The organism is Komagataeibacter oboediens, from assembly GCF_018491655.1.
GTDB lineage: Bacteria > Pseudomonadota > Alphaproteobacteria > Acetobacterales > Acetobacteraceae > Komagataeibacter > Komagataeibacter oboediens.
This window is the reverse complement of the sequence record NZ_JABLUU010000009.1, coordinates 49,692-73,502: the sequence shown is the minus strand read 5'-3', so window position 1 is coordinate 73,502 and position 23,811 is coordinate 49,692. Positions and strand designations below refer to the sequence as shown.

Sequence of the window (23,811 nt, the reverse complement as noted above, 5' to 3'; positions counted from 1 at the left end):
GCGGCAGGGCAGATAAAGATTGCATGCGCGCCGTTCCCTTCGCGCCGGTTTGGGGTATATCTGCGCATGGCCGGGCGCGTTGTCCTGCCCTGCGTCTGATTATGGTGGATCTGGTTTTTCGTGATGCTTGACAAGTCGTTCTCCCCCGACGGGACAGAAACTTCCCTCTATGCCCTGTGGGAGGCCAGTGGTGCGTTCAGCGCCCGGCCAGACAGTTCGGCCAAGCCTTATACCATCATGATACCGCCGCCCAACGTCACGGGCACGCTGCATATTGGCCATGCCCTGACCATGACCCTGCAGGACACGCTGATCCGCTGGCGGCGTATGCAGGGGCGTGACACCCTGTGGCAGCCGGGCACCGACCACGCCGGCATTGCAACGCAGCTGGTGGTCGAGCGGATGTTGCAGAAGGACGGCACGTCACGACAGGAAATGGGCCGTGACGCCTTTGTCGAACGCGTGTGGGAATGGAAGGCCGAATCCGGCGGCGGCATTACAAAGCAGCTGCGTCGCCTGGGCGGTTCCCTGGACTGGCCGCGTGAACGCTTCACCATGGATGATGGCCTGTCGGATGCGGTGAAAGAGGTGTTCGTCACCCTCTACCGCGAGGGGCTGATCTACCGCGACCGCCGTCTGGTCAACTGGGATCCGGCCTTCCGTTCCGCCATTTCGGATCTGGAAGTCGATAACCGGGAAACGCGCGGCAACCTGTGGTATATCCGCTACCCCGTCGAAGGGCAGCCGGGCCGCACCATCACGGTTGCCACCACCCGTCCCGAGACCATGCTGGGCGATATGGCCGTGGCCGTTCATCCGGAAGATGAACGTTTTGCCGATCTGGTGGGCAGGAATGTCATCCTGCCGCTGACGGGCCGCCGTATTCCCATTGTGGCGGATGAACATTCGGACCCGACCAAGGGCAGCGGCGCGGTCAAGATCACGCCCGCCCATGACTTCAACGATTTCGAGGTCGGGCGCCGTCACAAGCTGGATATGCCCAGCGTGCTGGACGAGGAAGCCCGTATCACCCTGACCGAAATCGAGGGTGAACTGCGTGCCGAGGATGGTCTGGCCGATCCCGCCTTTGTGCGCACGCTGGAAGGCATGCCGCGCGATGAAGCGCGCAAGGCGATGGTGGCCGAACTTGAACGCCTTGAATGGCTGGAAAAGATCGAGCCGCATACCAATCAGGTGCCCCATGCCGAACGCAGTGGTGCGGTGGTCGAACCCCGCCTGACCACGCAGTGGTACTGCGACGCCAAGACCCTTGCCGGCCCCGCAATCGATGCGGTTGAAAGCGGCAGGATCGAATTCGTGCCCCGGCAGTGGGAGAACACTTTCTACGCCTGGATGCGCGACATCCAGCCGTGGTGCATCAGTCGCCAGTTGTGGTGGGGACACCGCATCCCGGCATGGTATGGCCCGGACGGGCACGTATTCGTTGCCCATGACGAAGCCGATGCAGTAGAACAGGCCCGTGCCCATTACGGGCAGGACACCGCGCTGACGCGCGATGAAGACGTGCTGGATACGTGGTTCTCCTCCGCGCTGTGGCCATTTTCCACCCTTGGCTGGCCGCAGCAGACGCCGGAACTGGCCCGCTATTACCCGACCGACGTGCTGGTTACGGGTTTTGACATCATCTTCTTCTGGGTCGCGCGGATGATGATGATGGGCCTGCATTTCATGAAGGATGTGCCGTTCCGCACGGTGTTCATCCATGGTCTGGTGCGTGATGAACGCGGGCAGAAAATGTCCAAGTCCAAGGGCAACGGCATCGACCCGCTGGAAATGATCGACAGCTACGGCGCGGACGCCATGCGGTTCTGCATCTGCTCGCTGACCGGGTTGGGTCGTGATGTGAAGCTGGGACGCAGGAAGGTGGAGGAATACCGTTCCTTCATCACCAAGATCTGGAACGCCGCACGTTTTTGCGAAATGAACGGCGTGGCCCCGGTCGAAGGGTTCAGCCCCGCCAGCGTGCAGTCACCGCTGGGCCGCTGGATACTGGCGGAACTGGCGCAGGCGGTGGAAGATGCTACGAAGGCGCTGGAAGCCTTCCGCTTCGATGAATATGCTGCAGCCTGCTACCGGTTCGTCTGGAATTTCTTCTGCGACTGGTTCCTTGAACTGGCCAAGCCGGTCTTTGCCGCAGGCGATACGGCCGAAGCGGTCGAGACCCGCGCCGTGGCCGCCCATGTGCTGGGCACCATCATGCGGCTGCTGCAGCCCGTCACCCCGTTCGTGACCGACAGCCTGTGGCGGCATTTCGGCTTCGGGGCGGAGGGATCGCTGATTACCGCGCCATGGCCCCAGCCCGAACATCTGGATGGGGCAAAGGAAGCCCGTGAGGAAATGGAGTGGCTGATCCGCTTCATCAGCGCGATCCGGACCGTGCGTTCGGAAATGAACGTGCCGCCGTCACGCCTTGCCCCCGTCCTGCTGCGTGATGCCTCGCCCGTGACCGTGGCGCGTGCCGCCAAATGGTCGGAAGCAATCGGACGCATGGCGCGCGTGTCCGAAGTGCTGCCACTGGAAGGCGAAATGCCCCAGGGTGCGGCGCAGCTGGTGGTGGATGAAGCAACACTGGTCATTCCGCTTGCCGGGATCATTGACCTTGCCGTTGAACGCCAGCGTCTGGAAAAGGAATGCACCAAGGTTGATGGCGAGATCACCAAGGTCGAGCGCAAGCTGGGCAATGCCGATTTCGTGGCCCGCGCCAAGCCTGAGGTGGTTGCTGAAAACCGTGAACGGCTTGAGACGTTCCAGGCTGAACGCCAGCGTCTGCAGGCCGCGCTGGCGCGCATTTCCTGACGGACCTGTCAAATAGGGGGAGCAGCACGCATGACCGGACACGCATTGGAAACACTGGTGCTGGGTGGGGGCTGCTTCTGGTGTCTTGAAGCGCCGCTGAAGGAACTGCGCGGCGTGGAGGGGCTGGAACCCGGTTATGCCGGGGGCCATACCGCCAATCCTACCTATGAACAGGTCTGTTCTGGCCGCACCGGCCATGCGGAAGTCGTGCGGGTGACATTCGACCCTGCGGAACTGTCATGCGCCGACCTGCTGCGGATCTTCTTTGTCATGCATGACCCCACCACGCTCAACCGGCAGGGTAATGACGTGGGGACGCAGTATCGCTCCGCCATATTCTGGCAGGGATCCGAGCAGGAAATGACGGCCTATGCCATTCGCAATGAAATCGCGGAAGAAAAGGTATGGCCGGACCCGCTGGTGACCGAAATTGCGCCACTGACGCATTTCTGGCCAGCGGAGGATTATCACCGGGATTACTTCGCCCGTAATCCCGGCAATGCCTATTGCAGCGCCGTGATCCCGCCAAAGATTGCCAAGATGCGGCGGCTGTTTCGCGACCGGCTGGTGGATACGGCGGGCTAGGCCCGGTTATCCGGCTTCGTCGTCAAGGAAAAGCTGGTCAGCTTCTTCATCAAAATCAAACAGTTCAGCATAGCGTGCCCAGCCGATCAGCGTCTGTAATGTCTGGCGCGCATATTCGGGGGACATGCTGTCTTCCAGTTCGTCACGGAATCGCTCGGCGCTGGCGCGATGGTTCGGACGTTCATCCAGCACGGCGCGGATGGTGCGCACCAGGGGAATGTTGTGCAGCATGCTGTGCCACAGGATGTTCTTGCGGATGTCATGTTCGCTCTGGACAAAGCGCATCCCCTCGGGCGTGAGCAGGATATCGCCGTCCTCCAGTTCGGCAAAGCCCAGCAGTTGAAGGGATTCGCCCAACGGGAACAGGTCATCCAGTTCCAGTTGCAACCGGCTGGCCAGCAGGGGCAGGTCGGCGCGGCCATGCAGCGGGTCGGCCGCCAGTGTTTCCATCATGCCCACAATGGTATTGATCGGCAGCGGGGGCAGGGCCACGGCATCCGTCGTGATCTGCACATGGTCCATGTCCGGGTCGGTCATGTCCGCTTCCGACACCACGGGTGCGCGCCGGGTCATGAGGGCGTATATCCGGTCCACGAACTGCCGGAAGGCCGCATCCTCGCGATTGCGGGGATGTTCGAAGGGAACCTGCAGTTCGTACGCCACCCGGCCGGGGTTGGAGGAAAAGATCAGAATGCGGTCGCACATCAGCACCGCTTCCTCGATATTATGCGTGACCAGCAGGATGGACTGGATCGGCAGTTTCTTTTCTGCCCATAGTTCCACCAGATCGGTGCGCAGGTTTTCCGCCGTCAGCACATCCAGCGCGGAAAATGGTTCATCCATCAGCAGCAGGTCAGGCCGGACCACCAGCGCGCGTGCCAGCCCCACGCGCTGCCGCATGCCCCCCGACAGTTCTTTGGGGTAGGCGTTTTCATATCCCCCCAGCCCGATCAGCCCGATCGCATCTTCCGCCAGTTTCTGGCGTTCGGCCACAGGCACGCCCTGCGCTTCCAGACCCAGTTCCACGTTTTTCTGCACCGTCAGCCATGGGAACAGCGCGAATGACTGGAACACCATGGAAATGCCGGCAGCCGGTCCCTCCAGTTTCTTTCCCTTCCAGATGACCTCGCCCGCTGTTGGCGTCAGAAGGCCCGCGATGATGCGCAGCAGCGTGGACTTGCCCGATCCGGACCGGCCCAGCAGGCCAACGATTTCCCCACTGCGGATGGACAGGTTCACGCCATCCAGCACCACCAGGTCCGTAGCGCTTTCCTTGTGATAGGCCTGCCGGCAGTTGATGATCCGGACAAGCTCCGCCCCGGTTTTGGGGTGGGGTGCGGTGTCGGGCTGCTGCATCATGAACTCTCAGTCAAAGGTATAATGCCGTGCGGCATAATTGGATAACGGGCGCCACAGGGCGCGATTGAGCATCAGCACGAACGCCGCCATGATGGCCATGCCCAGCCCCACCTGGTCGGTCGCCCCCGCCACGGTGGCATGGGCAATATACGCCCCCAGCCCGTTCGCGCTCAGGGTCGTGTCACCCCAGCTTGCGACCTCGGTCGCGATGGCTGCGTTCCACGCCCCGCCCGAGGCAGTCAGCGCCCCTGTAATGAAATAGGGGGTAATGCCCGGCAGCATCACGCGCCACCACCACAGCCAGCCCCGGACATGGAAGTTTTTGGCCGCCTCCAGCAGGTCGCCGGGATAGGACGATGCCCCCGCCACGATATTGAACAGGATATACCACTGCGTGCCCAGCAGCATGAGGGGGGTCAGCCAGATATTGCTGTTCAGGTGCCAGCGCACGATTCCCACCACCACCAGCGGGAAGAACAGGTTGGCGGGGAAGGCGGCCATGAACTGTGCGGCCATCTGCGCCCGTCGCGCACGGCGTGGCGACAGGCCCAGCCATATCCCGACCGGCACCCATATGACCGACGCGACAAGAACCGTCACCATCACCCGCGCCAGCGTGATGCCACCCAGCATGATGACATGCAGCACCTGCGCCATCGTGTAATGGGTGCTGCCATAGGTCCATGTCTTCCACCCTATGGTCACGGCACAGACGGCCAGGGCCGCGATCCATGCAATATCCAGCAGGCGGGAGGGAACGAGTGGCTGCCGGGGGGCGGATGGCCGCGATCCCAGCGGCAGCCAGCCGATGCGTGTCATCATGTCCCCCATCCGCAGGCAACCCTGACGCAGCAGGTGCGTGCGCCGCAGCAGCGTCAGCACCCACGGGTCGGGGGCGGCAAGGGTCGTGCCTTCATCGGTCTGGAAACGTGCCGACCATGCGACCAGCGGGCGGAACAGCAACTGGTCATAGGCCAGGATGACCGCCAGCATGGCGGCAATGGCGTAGAAGATTGCCCAGATGTTGCGCTGTTCGATCGCGACACCCACGTATGACCCGATTCCCGGCAGCGCGATGTCGGTGTTTCCGACCGTGATGGTCTCGGAATAGACGACCATGAACCACCCGCCGGACATGGAAATCATGGTGTTCCAGACCAGCGACGGAATGGCGAATGGCACTTCCAGCCGCCAGAAACGCTGCCACGGCGTCAGGCCGAAGCACAGGGCGGCTTCCTCCAGATCCGGCGGCACGGTGCGCAGTGCCTGATACATGGCAAAGGCCATGTTCCATGCCTGACTGGTGAAAATGGTGAAGATCGCGGCCAGTTCCGCGCCCATCATCCGGCCGGGGAACAGGCCAAGGAAAAAAACCACCGTAAATGTCAGGAACCCGAGGATCGGCACCGACTGCAGGATATCCAGAAGCGGGATCAGCACCTGTCCCGCACGCCTGCTTTTCGCGGCCCACACGGCATAGGTGAAGGTAAACAGCAGGGACGCGGCAAGGGCGGCAAACATGCGCAGCGTGGTCCGCACGGCATAGGCGGGCAGCCATGCGGGATTGAGGTGGATGGTCCCCGCCTCGCTTGCGGGAATGGGCACAAGCATGTGACGCCCGGCGGTGGCGATGATGACGGCCCCCGCCATGATCGCCAGCAGGCCAAGCAGGTCCGCGATGTTGGGGCGAACCCGCAGGTTCCCCGGCAGGCTGCTGTCTGTCACCCTGCGGTGCCCGTACTGCCAAAGCCACCCGCGCCGCGATCCGTGTCCTCCAGTTCTGAATATTCAACCCATGCCCCGCGCACGATCGGGGCCAGCACGGCCTGTGCAATGCGCATGCCACGTTCGACCACAAAGGGGTCGCTGCCTGTGTTCATGACGATGATGCCGATTTCACCCCGGTAATCCTCATCAATCGTGCCGGGCGCATTGGGCAGGGTAATGCCATGTTTCAGCGCAAGGCCGGAGCGTGGGCGGATCTGCATCTCGTATCCCCGGGGTAGCGCCACACACAGCCCGGTGGGAACCAGCGCGCGGCCACCGGCCGCGATGGTCATCGGTTCGGTCACGGCTGCCAGCAGGTCCATCCCGGCCGCCCCGTCTGTGGCGTAGGCCGGTAGCGGCAGGCCATGGGCGTGGGCCAGGCGGCGGACTTGGATGGGCAGGGGGGAGGAAGTCATGGCGGGGTCCGGTTATTCAGGGTTGGGGGTGGCGTTTGCAGGAATGTGGCGATCCGCGCAACCAGCTTCCGGGCGACCTGCGTCTTGTCCAGCCGGGGCCAGTGTTCGCAGCCCGCGGCATCGATCAGGCAGACCTCGTTTTCCGTGCCGCCCATGATGCCGGTGCCGGGACTGACATCATTGGCCACGATCCAGTCACAGCCCTTGCGCAGGCGCTTGGCGGTGGCATGTGCCACGACGTGTTCGGTTTCCGCCGCGAAGCCGATGACAAGTCCCGGTCGCGTTGGGGATGGCTGGCTGAGGGTTGCCAGAATGTCGGGATTGGGCACCAGTTGCAGCGTGGGAGGGGGGGCGCCTGCGGTTTTCTTGATCTTCTGGGGCGCGGGGGCGACATGCCAGTCGGCCACGGCCGCGGTGCAGATCGCAATATCACAGGGCAGGGCCGTAAGGCAGGCCTCCAGCATGTCACGTGCCGTCTCCACCCGCACGGTCCTCACGCCGGCAGGGTCGGGCAGGGTGGTGGGACCGCTGACCAGCGTAACATCCGCCCCTGCTGCCGCAAGGGCTGCGGCAATGGCATACCCCTGCGTCCCGGAGGAGCGGTTGGCGATATAGCGCACGGGGTCGATCGGTTCGTGCGTGGGGCCCGCGGTCACCAGTGCCCTGCGGTCAGCCAGTGGCCTGTCTGGGTGCAGGAGGCGCAGTATGGCAGACAGGATATCATCCGGTTCCGCCAGACGTCCGGGGCCGGATTCGTTGCACGCCATGAGGCCGGAGTCCGGCCCCACGAAGGCCACGCCACGTGCATGTAATGTCGCGACATTGGCCTGTGTGGCAGCATGGGTCCACATGCGCACGTTCATGGCGGGGGCAACCAGTACCGGCGTATCGGTCGCCAGTAGCACGGTCGTGGCCAGGTCATTGGCCAGTCCGGCCGCCATGCGGGCCAGCAGGTCGGCGGTGGCGGGGCAGACCACGATCAGGTCGCTGCTGCGGGACAGGGCGATATGCCCCATCTCGCTTTCATCGGTCAGGGAAAACAGGTCGCCGAAAACGCGTTCGCCACTCAGCGCCTGAATGGACATGGGGGTAACGAATCGTGCCCCTGAATCCGTCAGCACCGTGCGCACGCGCAGGCCATGTTCGCGTAGCCTGCGAATCAGCTCCAGCGCCTTGTAGGCGGCAATGCCACCGCCCACGACAAGCAGGACAGAACGGGTCGCCCCATCCCCCATCAGATTTTCCAGCCGGAATGGATGGCTGCGATCCCGCCGGACAGGTTCTGGTAGGATACGCGTTCCAGTCCTGCTTCGCGCATCATGTCCGCCAGCGTTTCCTGGTCGGGGAACATGCGGATGCTTTCAGCCAGGTACTGGTAGCTTTCGCGATCCCCCGCGATCGCGGCCCCCATGCGGGGCAACACGTGAAAGGACCATGCATCGTAGATCGGGGCGAAGGCCGCAACCTGCACGCGGGAGAACTCAAGGCACAGGAACCGTCCGCCCGGACGCAGGATGCGCCGTGCCTCCCGCAGCACCTGCAGCTTGTCCGTGCAGTTGCGCAGGCCGAACGCGATGGAGACGCGATCAACCGAATTGTCGGCCAGCGGGATGGCTTCGGCATCGACAGCGATGAAGTTGAGGCCGGAGACAAGCCCGCGTTCCAGCGCACGATTGCGCCCCACCGTCAGCATGCTGACATTGATGTCGGACAGGATGGCGGGGCCACCGCCACCGCGCAGCCATCCGAAGGAAATATCCCCCGTTCCGCCCGCAAGGTCGAGCAGCGACAGGTCGGGGTGGGGGGCAAGCTCGGTGACGAAAATCTTTTTCCATGCGCGGTGAATGCCCAGCGACATCACGTCATTCATGATGTCGTATTTGGAGGCCACGCTGTCAAAGACGTTCCGGACCAGGGATTTCTTCTCGCGCAACGGCACGTCGCGGAAGCCGAAATCGGTGGTATCCGCCTGGCGGTCATCGGGACGGCCTGCGGAAGGGGAGGGATGGTATGGCTGGCTAATGTCGGTCATGATGCACAGGTATAACCCCAGATGAGGCCATGCCGGAACTACCTGAAGTCGAAACTGTGATGCGCGGGATGCGAGTGCATCTTGAAGGTCACACTATTTCCCGCGCCAGCACGCACCATACCGGCCTGCGGTGGCCGTTTCCACCCGATCTGGCCACGGCGTTGCAGGGACGGCGGATTGATGGATTCTCCCGCCGGGGGAAATATATCCTCATCACGCTGTCGGGCGGCATGGTCGTGGTGCTGCATCTGGGCATGTCCGGCCGGGTGCTGCTGTCGTCTCCCGCGGGAGCGGAACGGGGCCTGCCGCCCGCGCGGCACGAACATCTGGTGATCGAGACGGCGCAGGGTGCGCGTTGTGGGCTGGTGGACCCCCGGCGTTTCGGCATGGTCGATCTGGTGCCCGCGACGGGGGTGGAAACCCACCGCCTGCTGGCGGGCATGGGGCCGGAGCCACTGGGCAACCGGTTTGACGGTGCATGGCTGGCCGCGCGCGCCGGGCGGCGGCGCACCAGCATCAAGGCCCTGCTGCTGGACCAGCGCGTCGTGGCGGGACTTGGCAACATATATGTATCCGAAGCCCTGTTCCGCGCGCGCATCCACCCCGCGCAGACGGCAGGGGACATAAATGCCGAACAGTACGAGAAGCTTGCCAACGAAATCCGTGCGGTTCTGGAGGAAGCAATCGCGGCCGGAGGCTCAAGCCTGCGTGATTACGTGCAACCGGATGGGGAGCTGGGCTATTTTCAGCATGCCTGGCGTGTGTATGGGCGGGAAGGGGAAGGCTGCCCCGACTGCCCCGGTCCACCGGCATGCGATGGGGTGATGCGGATCACCCAGTCCGGGCGTTCCAGCTTTTTCTGCCCCCGACAGCAGAGGGTGGAAAATGATTTAGGCAAAGACTTGTCTTGACGAATGGGGTCAGGGTGGACTAGATCGCCAGCCTGATATGGGATGTCCGCAACGATCGGGTGGCGGACCGCCGTAACCTGATTTATGCAGATGAACTGAGAGCAATGGCCAATACAGCATCCGCGCGCAAGCGCATCCGCCAGAACGAACGCCGCAACGCCCGTAACACGGCCCGCCTGTCCCGCGTGCGCACCTTCGTAAAGAAGGTCGAGGTCGCGATCGCGACCGGCAAGAAGGACGATGCCGCTGTTGCGCTGCGTGAGGCGCAGCCTGAACTGCAGCGTGCGGTTGGCAAGGGCGTTCTTCACGCCAACACGGTTGCCCGTCGTATTTCGCGCCTGTCCGCCCGTATCAAGTCCCTTGCTGCGGCGTAAAAACCTTCTGTATTCTTTTATCTGAAAGAATGCGGTAAGTAATGAAGAAGGTCGTGTATCACCATTAGTGGTGATAGCGGCCTTTTTTGTTTGCCATTTCCACAGGTGTGATCGGGTTTTGGCGGGGTGGGGGCAGATTCTCGTTGCTTCGTCCGATTCTCTGCTCTACCTTATGTGGATAATTCCAACGTCATCTGTTGCCTTGGGCCTTGATGGTCCGGGTTGTGGGTCGTGTCAGGTGCGCGGCTGGCGTGCCGCCTGCTGTGTGCGGGCGCAGTGGCGTTGTGGAACAGTTGATGGATGGAGCGGGGGTGCGGGTGCATGCGCGGGGGCGCGTGTTCCATGTCCCATGTAGCCGGGAGCGGATATGACAGGCGGACTGGAAGGCTATGACGCAGTTGCGGAAGCCAATGCGCAGAAAAGTGTGCTTGCCATCCACTGGTCGCGCATCTGCGAACGGCTGAAGGCCGAGGTCGGGGAAGTCGAATACCGCACGTGGCTGCGCCAGATCACGGTCGGCCCGGTGGAGGAGGACGAGATTACCCTCTACCTGCCCACCCGATTCCTGCGGGACTGGGTGCGTGGGCAATACGGCGACCGTCTTGGTACGCTGTGGAATGCCGAAGTGCCCGCCATCCGCCGTGTCGAACTGCAGGTCGCCCGTCCGGGAAGCGCGTCCGCGCCAGTCCAGGCGGATGGCGCGGCAGCCGCAGCACCGGCCAACAGCGAAGATGCGGCCCCCCGTGTGGCGGCAGCTCCCGCCCCGGCACAGGAAGAGCCCCGGCACGCCGAAGTCCGCAGCGACCTTGCCGCCCCGCTGGACCCGCGCTTCACCTTCGATACCTTTGTGGTGGGCAAGCCCAACGAATTTGCCTATGCCTGCGCCCGCCGGGTTGCGGAGCGGCCCTCCAGCCCCGGCTTCAACCCGCTGTTCCTGTATGGTGGGGTCGGGCTGGGCAAGACGCACCTCATGCATGCCATCGGGGCTGAGCTGCTGCGTGAGGGGAAGGTATCCGTCGCCTACATGTCGGCGGAAAAGTTCATGTACCGCTTCATCGCGGCCATCCGGTCCCAGTCCACCATGGAATTCAAGGAGCAGCTGCGCTCTGTCGATGTGCTGATGATCGATGACCTGCAGTTCCTGATCGGCAAGGATAATACGCAGGAAGAATTCTTCCATACCTTCAACGCACTGGTTGATGCGGGACGGCAGATCGTGGTTTCGGCCGATAAATCCCCCTCCGACCTGTCGGGGCTGGAGGACAGGCTGCGCACCCGCCTTGGCTGCGGCATGGTGGCGGATATTCATGCCACCACGTTTGAACTGCGTATCTCCATTCTGGAGGCCAAGGCCAGTGCGTCCGGCGTGGTGGTGCCCGCCAAGGTGCTGGAATTCCTTGCGCACAAGATCACGTCGAACGTGCGTGAGCTGGAAGGCGCGCTGAACCGCCTGATCGCCCATGCCAACCTGTTCGGTCGCCCGGTCACGCTGGAAGCGACGCAGGATGTGCTGCATGACATCCTCAAGGCCCATGACCGGCGCGTCACGATCGAGGAAATCCAGCGCAAGGTGGCCGAACACTGGAATATCCGCCTGACCGACATGTCCTCGGCCCGTCGCGCGCGCGCCGTGGCGCGGCCCCGTCAGGTGGCGATGTACCTGGCCAAGCAGCTGACCAGCCGTTCCCTGCCTGAAATCGGGCGCAAGTTCGGCAATCGTGATCATACGACGGTCATGCATGCCGTGACCCGCGTGACGGAGCTGATGGAACAGGATCCCGCTTTTGCCGAAGATGTGGAGCTGTTGCGCCGCATGCTGGAAAGCTGAATAAATTTAGGGTTCAACGCCCCCCTTTACCAGAGTCGCCCGCGGCTGCTAAACATGTCACCCCCCGTCTGTACGTATGCCTGACGTGACGGGATGTGGAGGATATTGTACCGATGAAGTTGAAGGCCGACCGTGTAACGCTGCTCAAGGCACTGGCCCATATCCAGAGCGTTGCCGAGAAGCGCAATACCATCCCCATCCTGGCCAACGTGCTGATCAATGTCGTTGATGGTGCCATGACACTGACCGCCACCGACATGGAAATCGCGGTGGTTGAAGGCGTTGCGGCGGAAACCCTGCGTGACGGCGCTGTCACGGCGCCAGCGGCTGTCCTGTATGAAATCGTGCGCAAGCTGCCCGATGGCGCGCATGTCGAACTGGACCATGCCGGGGGTGATGCGCCACTGGGCCTGCGGGCGGGGCGGTTCGCCACCAGCCTGAATGTGCTGGATGTGGATGATTTCCCGTCCATGATGGCTGGCAGCCTGCCGCATGAATTCAGCATTCCGGCACAGGTGCTGCGTGGCCTGATCGACCGTACGCGCTTTGCCATCTCCACCGAGGAAACGCGCTACTACCTTAATGGCATCTTCCTGCATGTGGCCGAAGGGGATGCGGGTCCGGTGCTGCGCGCGGTGGCGACGGACGGGCATCGCCTGGCCCGTGTCGAGACCGAACTGCCCGCAGGCGGCGCAGGTATGCCGGGCGTGATTGTCCCGCGCAAGACGGTGGCTGAGCTGCGCAAGCTGCTTGACGAAGGGCCCGAGCAGGTTGCCGTGGCCCTGTCCGATACCCGCATCCAGTTCTCCATTGGCAACATCACGCTGACCTCCAAGCTGATTGACGGTACCTTCCCCGAATATGAACGCGTGATCCCGCACGGGAATGACAAGATCCTGCGCGTGGGCAAGAAAATATTCTCCGATGCCGTATCCCGCGTGGCGGCGATCAGTCAGGAGCGTTCCCGCCCGGTCAAGCTGAGCATGGCGCACAACCTGCTGACGTTGTCGGCCGCAAGCCAGGATCAGGGGACCGCGACGGAAGAGCTGGACGAAAACCATGTCTCTTATGATGCGTCGCCCATGGAGATCGGCTTTCAGGCCCGCTACCTGAACGACATTACCGATCAGGTGGAAAAGGAAGTGGAATTCGCCTTTTCTGACAGTTCCGCGCCCACCATCGTGCGTGATGTGGACAGCCCGTCCGCGCTGTACGTCCTGATGCCGATGCGCGTGTAATCGCGCGCGGCCTTCCGGTCGCATGGCCTGCGTGACACGACTGGTACTTACGGATTTCCGTAATTATCATCATCTTTCATGGAAACCGGCATGTCCGGCCACGGTCATTACCGGGCCGAACGGCAGTGGCAAGACCAACCTGCTGGAAGCGGTCTCGCTGCTGGTGCCAGGGCGTGGCCTGCGGGGCGCGCGCATGGATGAACTGCCCCGTCATGGTGCGACGCTGTGGGGTGTCGCCGCCGACGTGATGGCGCAGTGGGGCGATGATGCCCTGACCGTCCAGATCGCCACGGGGGCCGATCCGCTGCGGCCGGAACGGCGTGCGTTTCGCGTGGATGGACAGGCCCAGCGCAACCGCGATGCGGTGGGCGAATATTTTTCCGCCGTCTGGCTGACACCGCAGATGGACCGCCTGTTTCAGGACGGGGCAGGCAGTCGCCGCCGGTTTCTGGACCGGCTGGTGCTGGCGCTTGAACCTGGTCACGCGCGTGAACTGGCCGCCCATGACCGCGCGATGATGCAGCGTAGCCGCCTGCTGACGCAGCGTGGAGCGGATACGGACTGGCTGGCCGCCCTGGAACGCACTATGGCGCGCCACGCGGTGGCGGCTGTTGCCGCCCGGGTGGATATGGTAGCGCGCCTGAATGCGGATGAGCAGGCGGTTGCCGATGGCTTTCCCGCCGCATGGCTGGAACTTGATTGCCGTATTGCCGATCAGTTACGCGAAATGCCTGCCCTGGCGGTGGAAGACTGGCTGGCGGAGCAGATCGCGGCGACACGCGCCATCGACCGGCAGCGCGGGGGGAGTCGTTTTGGCGCACACCGTACCGACCTGCGCATGGCGGACCGGCTGACGCGGCGTCCGGCCAGTCTGTCCAGCACGGGGCAGCAGAAGGCGCTGCTGCTGGGTATCGTCCTGTCACATGCGCGTATCCTGGCGGCATGCCGGGGGCAGATGCCGATGCTTCTGCTGGATGAACCGCTGGTGCATCTGGATGATGTGCGGCGCGAGGCCCTGTTTCAGGCGATCGGACGGATGGACACCGGCGTTTTACTGACTGGAACAGACCGCGAACAGTTCACGCCTCTGCGCCAGATCGCCGAATTCGTGACGCCGGGTGAGGGTAATCTTGCCCCCCATGCATGATTTCGGCGCGGAATGCTGGTTACACCGGGTGGTTCAGGCTATAATGCATTCTGTTATTTTGTTGTTATCCGCTGTGGAGCATCTGCCGGCATGTCCGATCAATCCAGTCCCGATCAGAAACACGATGCCGAGGTCGCAGGTGGCGTGACACCCGCTGCGGACTATGATGCGGCATCCATCTCGGTTCTGCGGGGGCTGGACGCGGTACGCAAGCGCCCCGGCATGTATATTGGCGATACCGATGACGGGTCGGGCCTGCACCACATGGCCTTCGAAATCATTGATAACGCCGTGGATGAGGCGCAGGCCGGGTTTGCGACCACCTGTATCGTGACGCTCAATGGGGATGGCAGCGTCAGCGTACGTGACGACGGGCGCGGCATTCCTACCGACATGCACCATGAAGAAGGGGTGAGTGCCGCCGAAGTCGTACTGACCAAGCTACATGCGGGTGGCAAGTTCAACCAGAATTCCTACAAGGTATCGGGTGGCCTGCATGGCGTGGGTGCGGCCGTGGTCAACGCGCTGTCGGAATGGATGGAAGTCCGGATATGGCGCGATGGCAAGGAACACGTCATCAGTTTCCGCGCGGGCGAGCGTGATGAGCCGCTGCGTGTGGTGGGGGAAAGCAGCGAGCCGACCGGCACGCAGGTCACCTTCAAGCCCAGCGCAGAGACGTTTGCCAGGGTTGAATTCGAATTCCCGATTCTCGAACGCCGTCTGCGCGAACTGGCCTTCCTCAATTCCGGGCTGAAGATCATCCTGCGCGACGAACGCCATACCCCGGCGCGGGAGGAAAAGTTCCATTACGAAGGCGGTCTGTGCGCCTTTGTCGAATGGCTGGACCAGGGCAAGAACCCGATTGTCGAGCCGCCGATCACCGGCAGCCTGCAGAATGAAGATAACGGCATCAAGGTCGAGTTCGCCCTGACCTGGAATGACAGCTTCCATGAAACCATGCTGTGCTTCACCAACAACATTCCCCAGCGTGATGGTGGTTCGCACCTTGCCGGTTTCCGTCAGGCGCTGACCCGCGTGGTAGGCCGCTATGCCGAAGCCAATGCCAGCAAGAAGGACAGCCACGCCCTGAATGGCGAGGACATGCGCGAAGGCCTGACCGCCGTGCTGTCGGTCAAGGTGCCCGACCCCAAGTTCTCGTCACAGACCAAGGACAAGCTGGTTTCTTCCGAAGTGCAGCCGGTGGTGCATGCCGCCGCTGCCGACATGATTTCCCACTGGTTTGAAACCCACCCCAAGGAAGCCCGCCATATCGTGGCGAAGGTGATGGATGCCGCCGCCGCGCGTGAGGCGGCGCGGCGTGCGCGGGAACTGACACGGCGCAAGGGCGTGCTGGACATCTCCTCCCTGCCGGGCAAGCTGGCGGACTGTCAGGAACGTGATCCGGCAAAATCCGAACTGTTCATCGTCGAGGGTGATTCGGCAGGCGGCACCGCCAAACAGGGACGTGACCGGCGGTTTCAGGCGATCCTGCCGCTGAAGGGAAAGATCCTGAATGTCGAGCGCGCGCGCTTTGACCGTATGCTGGGGTCAGCCGAAATCGGGACGCTGATTACGGCACTGGGCACCGGCATCGGGCGTGGCGATGTGGAACATGGCGGCTTTTCGATTGAAAAGCTGCGTTACCACCGCATTGTCATCATGACTGACGCTGACGTGGACGGGTCGCATATCCGTACGCTGCTGCTGACCTTCTTCTTCAGGCAGATGCCCGAACTGATTGAAAAAGGATATCTGTATATCGCCCAGCCGCCGCTGTACCGCGCCAAGCGCGGCAATGACGAACGGTACCTGAAGGATGACGCGGCGCTGGAGTCCTACCTGCTGGACAAGGCGCTGGCCAATGCCTCGCTGCGTTATGCTGACGGGCGTGAGGTCGAGGGCGATGTCATGCGCGCCGATGTCATGTTCATCCGTGACGTGACCCGTGCGCTGTCGCGCCTGTCGGCGCGTGTGCCGGTGTGGGTTCTGGAACAGGCGGCCATCGCGGGCGTGCTGCGTGCCGATCCGCAGGCCGTGCCGGAACGGGTTGTCGACCTGCAGGCGCGGCTGGATGCGGTATCGCCCCCGACCGAACGGGGGTGGAAGGTTGCCGTCAGCGACAGCGGTCTGGAAATGGCCCGTAGCGTGCGTGGTGTGGGCGAAGTCTATCGCCTGGAGGCACAGGCGCTGCGCAGTGCGGAAGTCCGCTGGCTGGCGGACCGCCACGACCGTCTGGTGGCGGATTTCGCGGGGCCGGTTCATCTGGTGATCGATGGCAATGCACACGCCTTCAACGGGCCGGCATCGTTGTATGAACGGATTCTGGCGCAGGGCCGCAAGGGCCTGTCCATCAACCGCTTCAAGGGCCTGGGGGAAATGAATGACGAACAGCTGTGGGAAACCACACTCGATCCCGCCATGCGCACCCTGCTGCAGGTCAAGGTCGGGGATGTGGAAAACGCGGCGCAGGTCTTTTCCACCCTTATGGGGGATGTGGTCGAACCCCGCCGCGACTTCATTGTTGGCAATGCGCTGAAGGTTGCCAACCTCGACGTCTGACCCGGGCTACGCTGGTACCAGTTCATTGGCCAGATGAGCGACCTCGGAAATGGAATCGGCGCCAACCGTGGCCCCGGCTTCCATTTCGGGGCGCCCATATCCCCAGCGGGCGAAAATCGCGGGCACATGTGCCCCGATGGCCGTGGCCATGTCGTTATGGTGGTCACCGGTCATGACCGCGCGGTGCGGGTTGCCCTGCGCCATTGCAATTGTGCCCAGCAGGTGGCGCGGGTCGGGTTTGCGTACGCTGAAGCTGTCGCCCCCACCCACGGCCACGAACCATTTTTCCAGATCAAGGACACGCAGTATGTGGCGCGCGGCGGCAACGGGTTTGTTGGTGCAGACGGCCATGTGCCACCCTGTGGCGTGCAGGTCTTCCAGCATGCCTATCGTGCCGGGAAAGGGGCGGGACAGGTCGGTGGAATGAGGGGTGTAATCGGCCATGTACCATGCCGTGGCCTGCTCGGCATCAATGCCGGTGGCGGCCGAACCGGCATGGACCAGCAAACGGCTGACAAGGGCTGCAACGCCATCGCCAACCATGGGACGGACCTGTTCGGTGGCAATGGACGGCAGGCCGTAATGGGCCAGAAGCCGGTTGGCGCTGGCCGCCAGATCGGGGAGGCTGTCGATCAGCGTGCCGTCCATATCGAAAACGGCGAGGCGGGACGGGAGAGAGGTCATCATGAACGCCTTTGACGGTGTGAATGAAGTAGCAATCGGAAATTCTAAGTGATGGTATCGCACGCGCATAAGGGTTTGACAGGGTGTGCGGGTGCGGAGTACCCGCACACTGCCATGAATACCCAGACCGATACCGTAGTATCCGCCCCCGCACGCATCGTGTCGACCGCTGTCATCCTGGCGGCGGGGCGTGGTACCCGCATGAAATCGCAGCGGCCCAAGGTCATGCACCCGCTGGCGGGGCAGCCGATGCTGCGCTACCTGCTGGATAACGCGGCACAGGTCTTTGACCGGATTGTTGTGGTCGTGGGGCCGGACATGGATGATGTGGCAGCCCTTGCCGCCCCGCATCACGTTGTGGTGCAGATGGACCGCCTTGGCACCGGCCATGCCGCCCGGCAGGCCGAAGCTGCGTTCGGCACCGGGGATGTGGCGGTCCTGTATGGTGACAATCCGCTGATCACGCCCGGTACGATGCGGGCACTTCTGGACCAGCGCCGCAGTGGGGATACCGGTCTGGCCCTGCTGGCCATGGAACCGGCCGATCCCGCGCGGTACGGGCGCGTGGTGACGCGGGACGGGCGGGTTGAACGGATTGTTGAATGGGCGGACGCCACCGCGGATGAGCGGGCGATCCGGCTGTGCAACGCCGGTGTGCTGTGTGCCGATGCCGCTGATTTCCGTCGCTGGCTGAACGAAGTTGGCAATGACAACGCGCAGGGCGAATACTATCTGGGCGACGTGGTGGCCCGTGCCGTGGCGGATGGGCGTATCGTGCGGGCGGTCGTCGCACCGGAGGACGAACTGCGCGGCATCAATTCGCGTGCGGAACTGGCACAGGCGGAAGCATGCGTGCAGGCCCGGCTGCGACAGGCGGTCATGGATGGTGGCACCACGCTTGTCGCCCCCGATACCGTGTTCCTGTGCGTCGATACCGTGCTGGAACCCGATACGGTGGTGCACCCCAATGTGGTGTTCGGCCCCGGCGTACATGTAAAAACCGGCGCGGAAATCCATGCCTTTTCACATATCGAGGGGGCGACGGTCGGCCCGGATGCACAGATCGGCCCCTATGCCCGCCTGCGCCCCGGCAGCGACGTGGGGGCAAAGGCGCGTGTAGGCAATTTCGTGGAAATCAAGGCCACGACGCTGGGGGCGGGGGCCAAGGCCAATCACCTGACCTATCTGGGGAATGCTACGGTGGGCAGCGGGGCCAATATCGGTGCGGGTACCATAACCTGCAATTATGACGGTGTGTTCAAGCACCGGACCGAAATCGGCGCGGGCAGCTTCATTGGCTCGGATTCGGTTCTGGTGGCTCCCGTTCGGGTGGGCGCAGGCGTCATTACGGCGGCAGGCAGCGTGATTACCCATGACGTTCCCGATGATGCCATGGCCATTGGCCGGGCACGGCAGGCAAACAAGGCAGGACATGCCGCATCGTTTCGCGAACGGCTGAAGAACAGGAAGGAACGGGGCTGATGTGTGGCATAGTAGGGGTTGTCGGTAGCAATCAGGCCACGCCGGTCATTCTGGACGCCCTGCGCCGGCTGGAATATCGCGGCTATGATTCCGCGGGTATCGCCACGCTGGAAGAAGGCCATGTCGAACGCCGTCGCGCGGCGGGCAAGCTGGATCACCTGGCCACCCTCCTGGCGCGCATGCCGCTGCCGGGCGTGACCGGCATTGGCCATACGCGCTGGGCCACGCATGGCGCGCCCACCGAAAACAATGCCCATCCCCATGGGACGGAGCGCGTATCGGTCGTCCATAACGGCATTATCGAGAATTTCGAGGAACTGCGCCGTGAACTGGAGGCGGCAGGGCAGGTCTTCTCCACCGATACGGATAGCGAGACGATCGCCCAGCTGGTGGATTATCACCTGCAGCGCGGCCTGTCCCCGCAGGATGCGGCGCATGCCTGCCTCAGGCGGCTGGAAGGGGCCTACGCGCTCGCCATGATCTTTGCCGGGCATGACGGCATGGTCATTGGCGCGCGGCATGGCGCGCCGCTGGTGGTGGGCTTTGGCGATAACGAGATGTTCCTCGGTTCCGACAGCCTTGCGCTGGCGCCGCTGACCCGCCGGATCGCCTATCTGGATGACGGGGACTGGACCGTAATCACGCCTGCGGGCGCCGTCTTCTTTGACATGGCGGGCAACCCGGTCGAACGTCCGGTCAAGCTGACCGCGCTGATTGCGGCATCGGTCGGCAAGGATGGCTATCGCCATTATATGGAAAAGGAACTGCACGAACATCCCGTCGTGATCGGGCAGACCCTGCAGCGCCTGATCGACCCGGCGACGCGCCGCGTCATCATGCCCGACCTGCCATTTGACCTTGCCGCCATTCCTCGCGCAGTGCTGACGGCCTGCGGTTCGGCGTTCTATGCCGGCATGATCGGACGGTACTGGATCGAACAGTATGCGCGCCTGCCGGTCGATATCGATGTGGCGAGTGAAATGCGCTATCGCAATCCGCCGCTGGCCAGGGGTGGGCTGGGGCTGCTGATTTCCCAGTCGGGGGAGACGGCGGACACGCTGGCGGCCCTGCGTGGCATGCGGGCGGCGGGGCAGCATATCGTCTCGGTCCTCAATGTGGAACAGAGTACCATGGCGCGCGAAAGCGACGCCGTGCTGGGTACCGTGGCGGGGCCGGAAATATCCGTTGCCAGCACTAAGGCCTTTACCGCGCAGCTATCCGTTCTGGCCTGCCTGACCATTGCCTTTGGCCGTGCGCGCGGCCTGATCGGCGCGCAGCAGGAAGAAAGCATGGTGACCAACCTGCTGGACCTGCCCAGCAAGGCGACCGAGGTGTTTGAACGCCATGATGAAATCCGTCGTATGGCCGCCATCGTGGCCGAAGCACGGGATGTACTCTATCTTGGTCGTGGGTCCATGTTCCCCGTGGCGCTGGAAGGGGCGCTGAAGCTCAAGGAAATTTCCTACATTCATGCCGAGGCGTATGCGGCGGGGGAAATGAAGCATGGGCCGATTTCGCTGATCGACAGCACGGTGCCGGTGGTGGCGACCGTGCCGTCCGGCCCGCTGTTTGAAAAAACGCTGTCCAACCTGCAGGAAGCCAAGGCCCGTGGTGGTCGCCTGCTGGTGTTCACGGACATGGCGGGTGCGCCGCGCCTGCGTGAAATCGCGGAATGCGTGGTGGCAATTCCGACAGTGGATGAATTCGTGGCCCCGATCCTGCAGACGATCCCGGTGCAGATCCTGGCGTATGAGGTCGCGCTGCTGAAGGGCACGGATGTGGACCAGCCGCGTAACCTCGCCAAATCCGTGACTGTTGAATAGACACCCCGGGTATAACCGGCACACTTACCGTCAATAGCTATAATCGGGACAGGGGCACGACGCACATGGTAGCACAAACGGCAATCCCCCACGGGACGGGACCGTCTGTTCTTGTGCGGGGCGCGGGTGTGTCGGGCCTGACAGCGGCTGTGACGCTGGCCGAACGTGGCGCGCGGGTCAGTGTGCATGAATGCGGCGGGCGCGTGGGCTGGGGCGCGTCATGGAAGGCTGGCGGCATGCTGGCCCCTTGGTGCGAGGCGGAGTCCGCCACCCCGGAGGTCACCGCCCAGTCACTTGCGTCCCTTGACTGGTGGGATGCGCACGTTCCCGGCGTGGACCGCAATGGCACCCTTGTGCTGGCGCCGCCGCGCGATGTGCGCGAAATCATGCGTTTCGCCCGCAGGACATCACATTTTTCCACGATAGGCGAGGGTGAGATCGCGCAGATGGAGCCCGATCTTGCCGACCGTTTTTCCCGTGCGCTGTTTTTCGCGGGGGAGGGACATGTCAACCCGCGCGACGCCCTGAATGCCCTTGCCGCCCGGGTGGTGGAACTGGGGGGCAGCCTGCGGTTCAATGTGCCGGTTGACGCCGGTACGGCGGGGTATGACTGGGTGGTGGACTGTACCGGTATCGCGGCGCGTGACAGGATGACCGACATGCGTGGCGTGCGGGGGGAAATGCTGCTGCTGCGGTGTCCCGATGTCACGCTGCATCGCCCGGTGCGCATGTTGCATCCGCGCATTCCCATTTATGTCGTACCGAGGGCGGGGCATGTGTACATGGTGGGCGCGACCATGATCGAAAGCGAAAATGCCGGCCCCATGACCCTGCGGTCGATGGTGGAAATGCTGGGCGCGGTCTATGCCCTGCACCCGGCATTCGGGGAAGCCGAAATACTGGAGACCGGTACGGGTCTGCGTCCATCCTATCCCGACAACATGCCCGCCGTCAGGCGACAGGGACGGCATATCCATATCAACGGCATGTATCGCCACGGCTTCCTGCTTTCCCCCGTTCGCGCGGCCGAGGCGGCCGATATCGTATTTGGTGAAAGCTGATCCGACAGAAAGGGAGGATGGACATGCAGATTCTGGTGAATGACAAACACCACGACGTGACAGCCGCCAACCTTGCAGCATTGCTTGATGAACTGGGTTATGATGTCACGGCCCGCATCGCCACTGCGGTGGATGGCTGCTTTGTCGCGGCCGGCAGGCGCGCGACCCATTCCCTGCATGACGGGGCGCGGGTGGAAATTCTGGCCCCCATGCAGGGAGGATAACCGCAATGACCCTTTTCTATGGCACTGAACTGGCGTCGCGCCTGATGCTGGGCACGGCGCAGTACCCTTCGCCTGAAATCCTGAGTGACGCCGTCCGGCGGGCCGGGGCCGGGGTGGTGACCGTGTCGCTGCGGCGCGAGGCGGCAGGCAGTCGCGCGGGGCAGGCGTTCTGGACGCTGATCCGTGAACTGGATGTGCCCGTCCTGCCGAATACGGCGGGCTGTCATACCGTGCGTGAAGCCGTGACCACGGCGCAGATGGCGCGGGAGGTGTTCGGCACGGACTGGATCAAGCTGGAGGTGATCGGGGAATCCGATACGCTGCAGCCCGATATGTTCGCGCTGGTCGAAGCCGCCCGTATCCTGACGGAAGATGGTTTCAGGGTCTTTCCCTACATGACCGAGGATCTTGTCGGCGCTGAACGCCTGTTGCGCGCGGGGTGCGAGGTGCTGATGCCATGGGGGGCGCCTATCGGGTCGGGCAAGGGACTGAACAATCTGTTTGGCCTGCGTGCCCTGCGTGCCCATTTTCCGGACGTGCCCATGGTGGTCGATGCGGGGATTGGCGTGCCCTCCCACGCGGCACAGGCGATGGAATTGGGTTATGACGCCGTGCTGATCAATACGGCGGTGGCCAAGGCGGGCAACCCTGCGGAAATGGCGCGTGCCTTCGCCATGGCGGTGGAAGCGGGCCGCATGGCCTATATTGCCGACCCGATGGAAGAACGTGACATGGCCGTTCCCTCCACCCCCGTGATCGGGCAGGCGGTACTATGAGTTCCGTTCTGCCGTCACGCATCTATCCCGTCGTGGACGCCGCACACTGGGTTGGAAGCCTGGGGCAGGCTGGGGCACGGCTGATCCAGTTGCGGCTCAAGGACATGGCGATGGATGCCCTGCGTCATGAAATCCGCGAAGGCATCCAACTTGCCCGCGCGCATCATGTCTGCCTTGTGCTGAATGATTACTGGCAGCTTGCGATCGAGGAAGGGGTGGACTTCATCCACCTGGGACAGGAAGACCTGGACACGGCGGATCTGACCGCCATTCGTGCGTCAGGCCTGAAGCTGGGGGTCAGCACCCATAGTGATGCTGAACTGGAGCGCGCGCTGTCCGTCGCCCCCGATTATGTGGCGCTGGGGCCGGTCTGGCCCACAAAACTGAAGAAAATGCCGTGGGGGCCGCAGGGCACGGAAAAGCTGTCGATATGGAAACGGCGCATTGGCGATATTCCGCTTGTCGCGATCGGGGGGATTACCCTTGCGCGCGCGCCGCTGTGCATTGCGGCCGGAGCAGACTGTGTATCGGCGGTGTCCGATTTCATTCGCATGCCGGACCCGCAGGCACAGGTCCGGGCATGGCTTGCCGCCACGGCCCCTGTGGTCAGTGTGTGAAATACTGGAATATAATGTGATGCATCATGTGTTGTTGATGCAACGTTGGTGTGGCATTATTGATACGCAACATGCGGATATGCGAAGGAACGTCTTTTGCAGCCAGATGTT

The 23,811-nt window shown here is 63.1% G+C and carries 20 protein-coding genes; 14 read left to right on the top strand and 6 right to left on the bottom strand.

The window, feature by feature from the left end; genetic code table 11:
* Positions 1-123: 123 nt before the first annotated feature.
* Both HNO79_RS09370 and msrA read left to right on the top strand, forming a co-directional pair.
* Positions 124-2,817, top strand: coding sequence for a valine--tRNA ligase (locus HNO79_RS09370; RefSeq protein WP_214165239.1), 2,694 nt, complete (start codon positions 124-126; stop codon positions 2,815-2,817).
* A gap of 30 nt (positions 2,818-2,847) precedes the next feature.
* Complete coding sequence (gene msrA, locus HNO79_RS09365) at positions 2,848-3,402, top strand: peptide-methionine (S)-S-oxide reductase MsrA (RefSeq protein WP_010514585.1); 555 nt, start codon at positions 2,848-2,850, stop codon at positions 3,400-3,402.
* 6 nt (positions 3,403-3,408) lie between these two features.
* On the opposite strand, the gene HNO79_RS09360 is transcribed toward msrA, so the two are convergent.
* Genes HNO79_RS09360 through HNO79_RS09340 form a run of 5 tightly spaced genes read right to left on the bottom strand, consistent with a single transcriptional unit; the run spans position 3,409 to position 8,976 of the window.
* A complete protein-coding gene (locus HNO79_RS09360; protein ID WP_083819090.1) occupies positions 3,409-4,758 on the bottom strand; it encodes an ABC transporter ATP-binding protein in 1,350 nt (449 codons plus the stop codon).
* Between the two features lie 9 nt (positions 4,759-4,767).
* The gene (locus tag HNO79_RS09355; RefSeq protein WP_214165211.1) at positions 4,768-6,486 is read right to left on the bottom strand and encodes an ABC transporter permease; all 1,719 of its coding nucleotides are present in this window, start codon (positions 6,484-6,486) and stop codon (positions 4,768-4,770) included.
* Positions 6,483-6,944, bottom strand: a complete 462-nt coding sequence (gene dut, locus HNO79_RS09350; RefSeq protein ID WP_214165210.1) for a dUTP diphosphatase — start codon at positions 6,942-6,944, stop codon at positions 6,483-6,485. Before dut ends, HNO79_RS09355 begins: the two co-directional genes overlap by 4 nt.
* Positions 6,941-8,179 carry a bifunctional phosphopantothenoylcysteine decarboxylase/phosphopantothenate--cysteine ligase CoaBC gene (gene coaBC, locus HNO79_RS09345; RefSeq protein ID WP_214165209.1) on the bottom strand — a complete coding sequence of 413 codons (1,239 nt, stop codon included), beginning with the start codon at positions 8,177-8,179 and terminating at the stop codon, positions 6,941-6,943. Before coaBC ends, dut begins: the two co-directional genes overlap by 4 nt.
* On the bottom strand, positions 8,179-8,976 hold the full coding sequence (locus HNO79_RS09340) for a class I SAM-dependent methyltransferase (protein WP_214165208.1): 798 nt from the start codon (positions 8,974-8,976) through the stop codon (positions 8,179-8,181). The genes coaBC and HNO79_RS09340 overlap by 1 nt, the downstream gene beginning before the upstream one ends.
* 29 nt (positions 8,977-9,005) lie before the next feature.
* Between HNO79_RS09340 and mutM the strand changes: the two genes are divergently transcribed.
* The 6 genes from mutM (at position 9,006) to gyrB (ending at position 17,033) form a co-directional block, all read left to right on the top strand.
* Positions 9,006-9,887, top strand: coding sequence for a bifunctional DNA-formamidopyrimidine glycosylase/DNA-(apurinic or apyrimidinic site) lyase (gene mutM, locus HNO79_RS09335; protein ID WP_214165207.1), 882 nt, complete (start codon positions 9,006-9,008; stop codon positions 9,885-9,887).
* Positions 9,888-9,991: 104 nt separating this feature from the next.
* Entirely contained in the window at positions 9,992-10,261 is a 270-nt protein-coding gene (gene rpsT, locus HNO79_RS09330; RefSeq protein ID WP_010514577.1) for a 30S ribosomal protein S20, read from the top strand.
* 367 nt (positions 10,262-10,628) lie between these two features.
* Positions 10,629-12,089 carry a chromosomal replication initiator protein DnaA gene (gene dnaA / locus HNO79_RS09325; RefSeq protein ID WP_214165206.1) on the top strand — a complete coding sequence of 487 codons (1,461 nt, stop codon included), beginning with the start codon at positions 10,629-10,631 and terminating at the stop codon, positions 12,087-12,089.
* A gap of 113 nt (positions 12,090-12,202) precedes the next feature.
* A complete protein-coding gene (gene dnaN, locus HNO79_RS09320; protein ID WP_214165205.1) occupies positions 12,203-13,327 on the top strand; it encodes a DNA polymerase III subunit beta in 1,125 nt (374 codons plus the stop codon).
* 22 nt (positions 13,328-13,349) lie between these two features.
* Positions 13,350-14,474: a DNA replication/repair protein RecF gene (gene recF / locus HNO79_RS09315; protein ID WP_214165204.1), complete on the top strand. Its 1,125-nt coding sequence runs from the start codon at positions 13,350-13,352 to the stop codon at positions 14,472-14,474.
* 90 nt (positions 14,475-14,564) lie between these two features.
* On the top strand, positions 14,565-17,033 hold the full coding sequence (gene gyrB / locus HNO79_RS09310) for a DNA topoisomerase (ATP-hydrolyzing) subunit B (protein WP_010514570.1): 2,469 nt from the start codon (positions 14,565-14,567) through the stop codon (positions 17,031-17,033).
* Between the two features lie 6 nt (positions 17,034-17,039).
* On the opposite strand, the gene HNO79_RS09305 is transcribed toward gyrB, so the two are convergent.
* Positions 17,040-17,720, bottom strand: a complete 681-nt coding sequence (locus tag HNO79_RS09305) for an HAD hydrolase-like protein (RefSeq protein ID WP_010514569.1) — start codon at positions 17,718-17,720, stop codon at positions 17,040-17,042.
* Positions 17,721-17,831: 111 nt separating this feature from the next.
* Between HNO79_RS09305 and glmU the strand changes: the two genes are divergently transcribed.
* From glmU to HNO79_RS09275, 6 genes are all read left to right on the top strand, one after another.
* Positions 17,832-19,199 carry a bifunctional UDP-N-acetylglucosamine diphosphorylase/glucosamine-1-phosphate N-acetyltransferase GlmU gene (gene glmU / locus HNO79_RS09300; RefSeq protein ID WP_214165203.1) on the top strand — a complete coding sequence of 456 codons (1,368 nt, stop codon included), beginning with the start codon at positions 17,832-17,834 and terminating at the stop codon, positions 19,197-19,199.
* Positions 19,199-21,022 (top strand): glutamine--fructose-6-phosphate transaminase (isomerizing), encoded by a 1,824-nt coding sequence (glmS, locus tag HNO79_RS09295; RefSeq protein ID WP_214165202.1) that lies wholly within the window; start codon positions 19,199-19,201, stop codon positions 21,020-21,022. Before glmU ends, glmS begins: the two co-directional genes overlap by 1 nt.
* Before the next feature lie 65 nt (positions 21,023-21,087).
* Positions 21,088-22,083: an FAD-dependent oxidoreductase gene (locus tag HNO79_RS09290; protein WP_042658862.1), complete on the top strand. Its 996-nt coding sequence runs from the start codon at positions 21,088-21,090 to the stop codon at positions 22,081-22,083.
* A 23-nt stretch (positions 22,084-22,106) separates the two neighbouring features.
* On the top strand, positions 22,107-22,307 hold the full coding sequence (gene thiS / locus HNO79_RS09285; RefSeq protein ID WP_029329493.1) for a sulfur carrier protein ThiS: 201 nt from the start codon (positions 22,107-22,109) through the stop codon (positions 22,305-22,307).
* A 5-nt stretch (positions 22,308-22,312) separates the two neighbouring features.
* Positions 22,313-23,083 (top strand): thiazole synthase, encoded by a 771-nt coding sequence (locus tag HNO79_RS09280; protein WP_010514564.1) that lies wholly within the window; start codon positions 22,313-22,315, stop codon positions 23,081-23,083.
* The gene (locus HNO79_RS09275) at positions 23,080-23,700 is read left to right on the top strand and encodes a thiamine phosphate synthase (RefSeq protein WP_200408951.1); all 621 of its coding nucleotides are present in this window, start codon (positions 23,080-23,082) and stop codon (positions 23,698-23,700) included. Before HNO79_RS09280 ends, HNO79_RS09275 begins: the two co-directional genes overlap by 4 nt.
* Positions 23,701-23,811 lie beyond the last annotated feature (111 nt).

Excerpts from the sequence above, each read along its gene's own strand:
- HNO79_RS09370 (WP_214165239.1), top strand. The coding sequence starts at position 124 with ATGCTTGACAAGTCGTTCTCCCCCGACGGGACAGAAACTTCCCTCTAT.
- msrA (WP_010514585.1), top strand. The coding sequence starts at position 2,848 with ATGACCGGACACGCATTGGAAACACTGGTGCTGGGTGGGGGCTGCTTC.
- HNO79_RS09360 (WP_083819090.1), bottom strand. The coding sequence starts at position 4,758 with ATGCAGCAGCCCGACACCGCACCCCACCCCAAAACCGGGGCGGAGCTT.
- dut (WP_214165210.1), bottom strand. The coding sequence starts at position 6,944 with ATGACTTCCTCCCCCCTGCCCATCCAAGTCCGCCGCCTGGCCCACGCC.
- coaBC (WP_214165209.1), bottom strand. The coding sequence starts at position 8,179 with ATGGGGGATGGGGCGACCCGTTCTGTCCTGCTTGTCGTGGGCGGTGGC.
- HNO79_RS09340 (WP_214165208.1), bottom strand. The coding sequence starts at position 8,976 with ATGACCGACATTAGCCAGCCATACCATCCCTCCCCTTCCGCAGGCCGT.
- mutM (WP_214165207.1), top strand. The coding sequence starts at position 9,006 with ATGCCGGAACTACCTGAAGTCGAAACTGTGATGCGCGGGATGCGAGTG.
- rpsT (WP_010514577.1), top strand. The coding sequence starts at position 9,992 with ATGGCCAATACAGCATCCGCGCGCAAGCGCATCCGCCAGAACGAACGC.
- dnaA (WP_214165206.1), top strand. The coding sequence starts at position 10,629 with ATGACAGGCGGACTGGAAGGCTATGACGCAGTTGCGGAAGCCAATGCG.
- dnaN (WP_214165205.1), top strand. The coding sequence starts at position 12,203 with ATGAAGTTGAAGGCCGACCGTGTAACGCTGCTCAAGGCACTGGCCCAT.
- recF (WP_214165204.1), top strand. The coding sequence starts at position 13,350 with ATGGCCTGCGTGACACGACTGGTACTTACGGATTTCCGTAATTATCAT.
- gyrB (WP_010514570.1), top strand. The coding sequence starts at position 14,565 with ATGTCCGATCAATCCAGTCCCGATCAGAAACACGATGCCGAGGTCGCA.
- HNO79_RS09305 (WP_010514569.1), bottom strand. The coding sequence starts at position 17,720 with ATGATGACCTCTCTCCCGTCCCGCCTCGCCGTTTTCGATATGGACGGC.
- glmU (WP_214165203.1), top strand. The coding sequence starts at position 17,832 with ATGAATACCCAGACCGATACCGTAGTATCCGCCCCCGCACGCATCGTG.
- glmS (WP_214165202.1), top strand. The coding sequence starts at position 19,199 with ATGTGTGGCATAGTAGGGGTTGTCGGTAGCAATCAGGCCACGCCGGTC.
- HNO79_RS09290 (WP_042658862.1), top strand. The coding sequence starts at position 21,088 with ATGGTAGCACAAACGGCAATCCCCCACGGGACGGGACCGTCTGTTCTT.
- thiS (WP_029329493.1), top strand. The coding sequence starts at position 22,107 with ATGCAGATTCTGGTGAATGACAAACACCACGACGTGACAGCCGCCAAC.
- HNO79_RS09280 (WP_010514564.1), top strand. The coding sequence starts at position 22,313 with ATGACCCTTTTCTATGGCACTGAACTGGCGTCGCGCCTGATGCTGGGC.
- HNO79_RS09275 (WP_200408951.1), top strand. The coding sequence starts at position 23,080 with ATGAGTTCCGTTCTGCCGTCACGCATCTATCCCGTCGTGGACGCCGCA.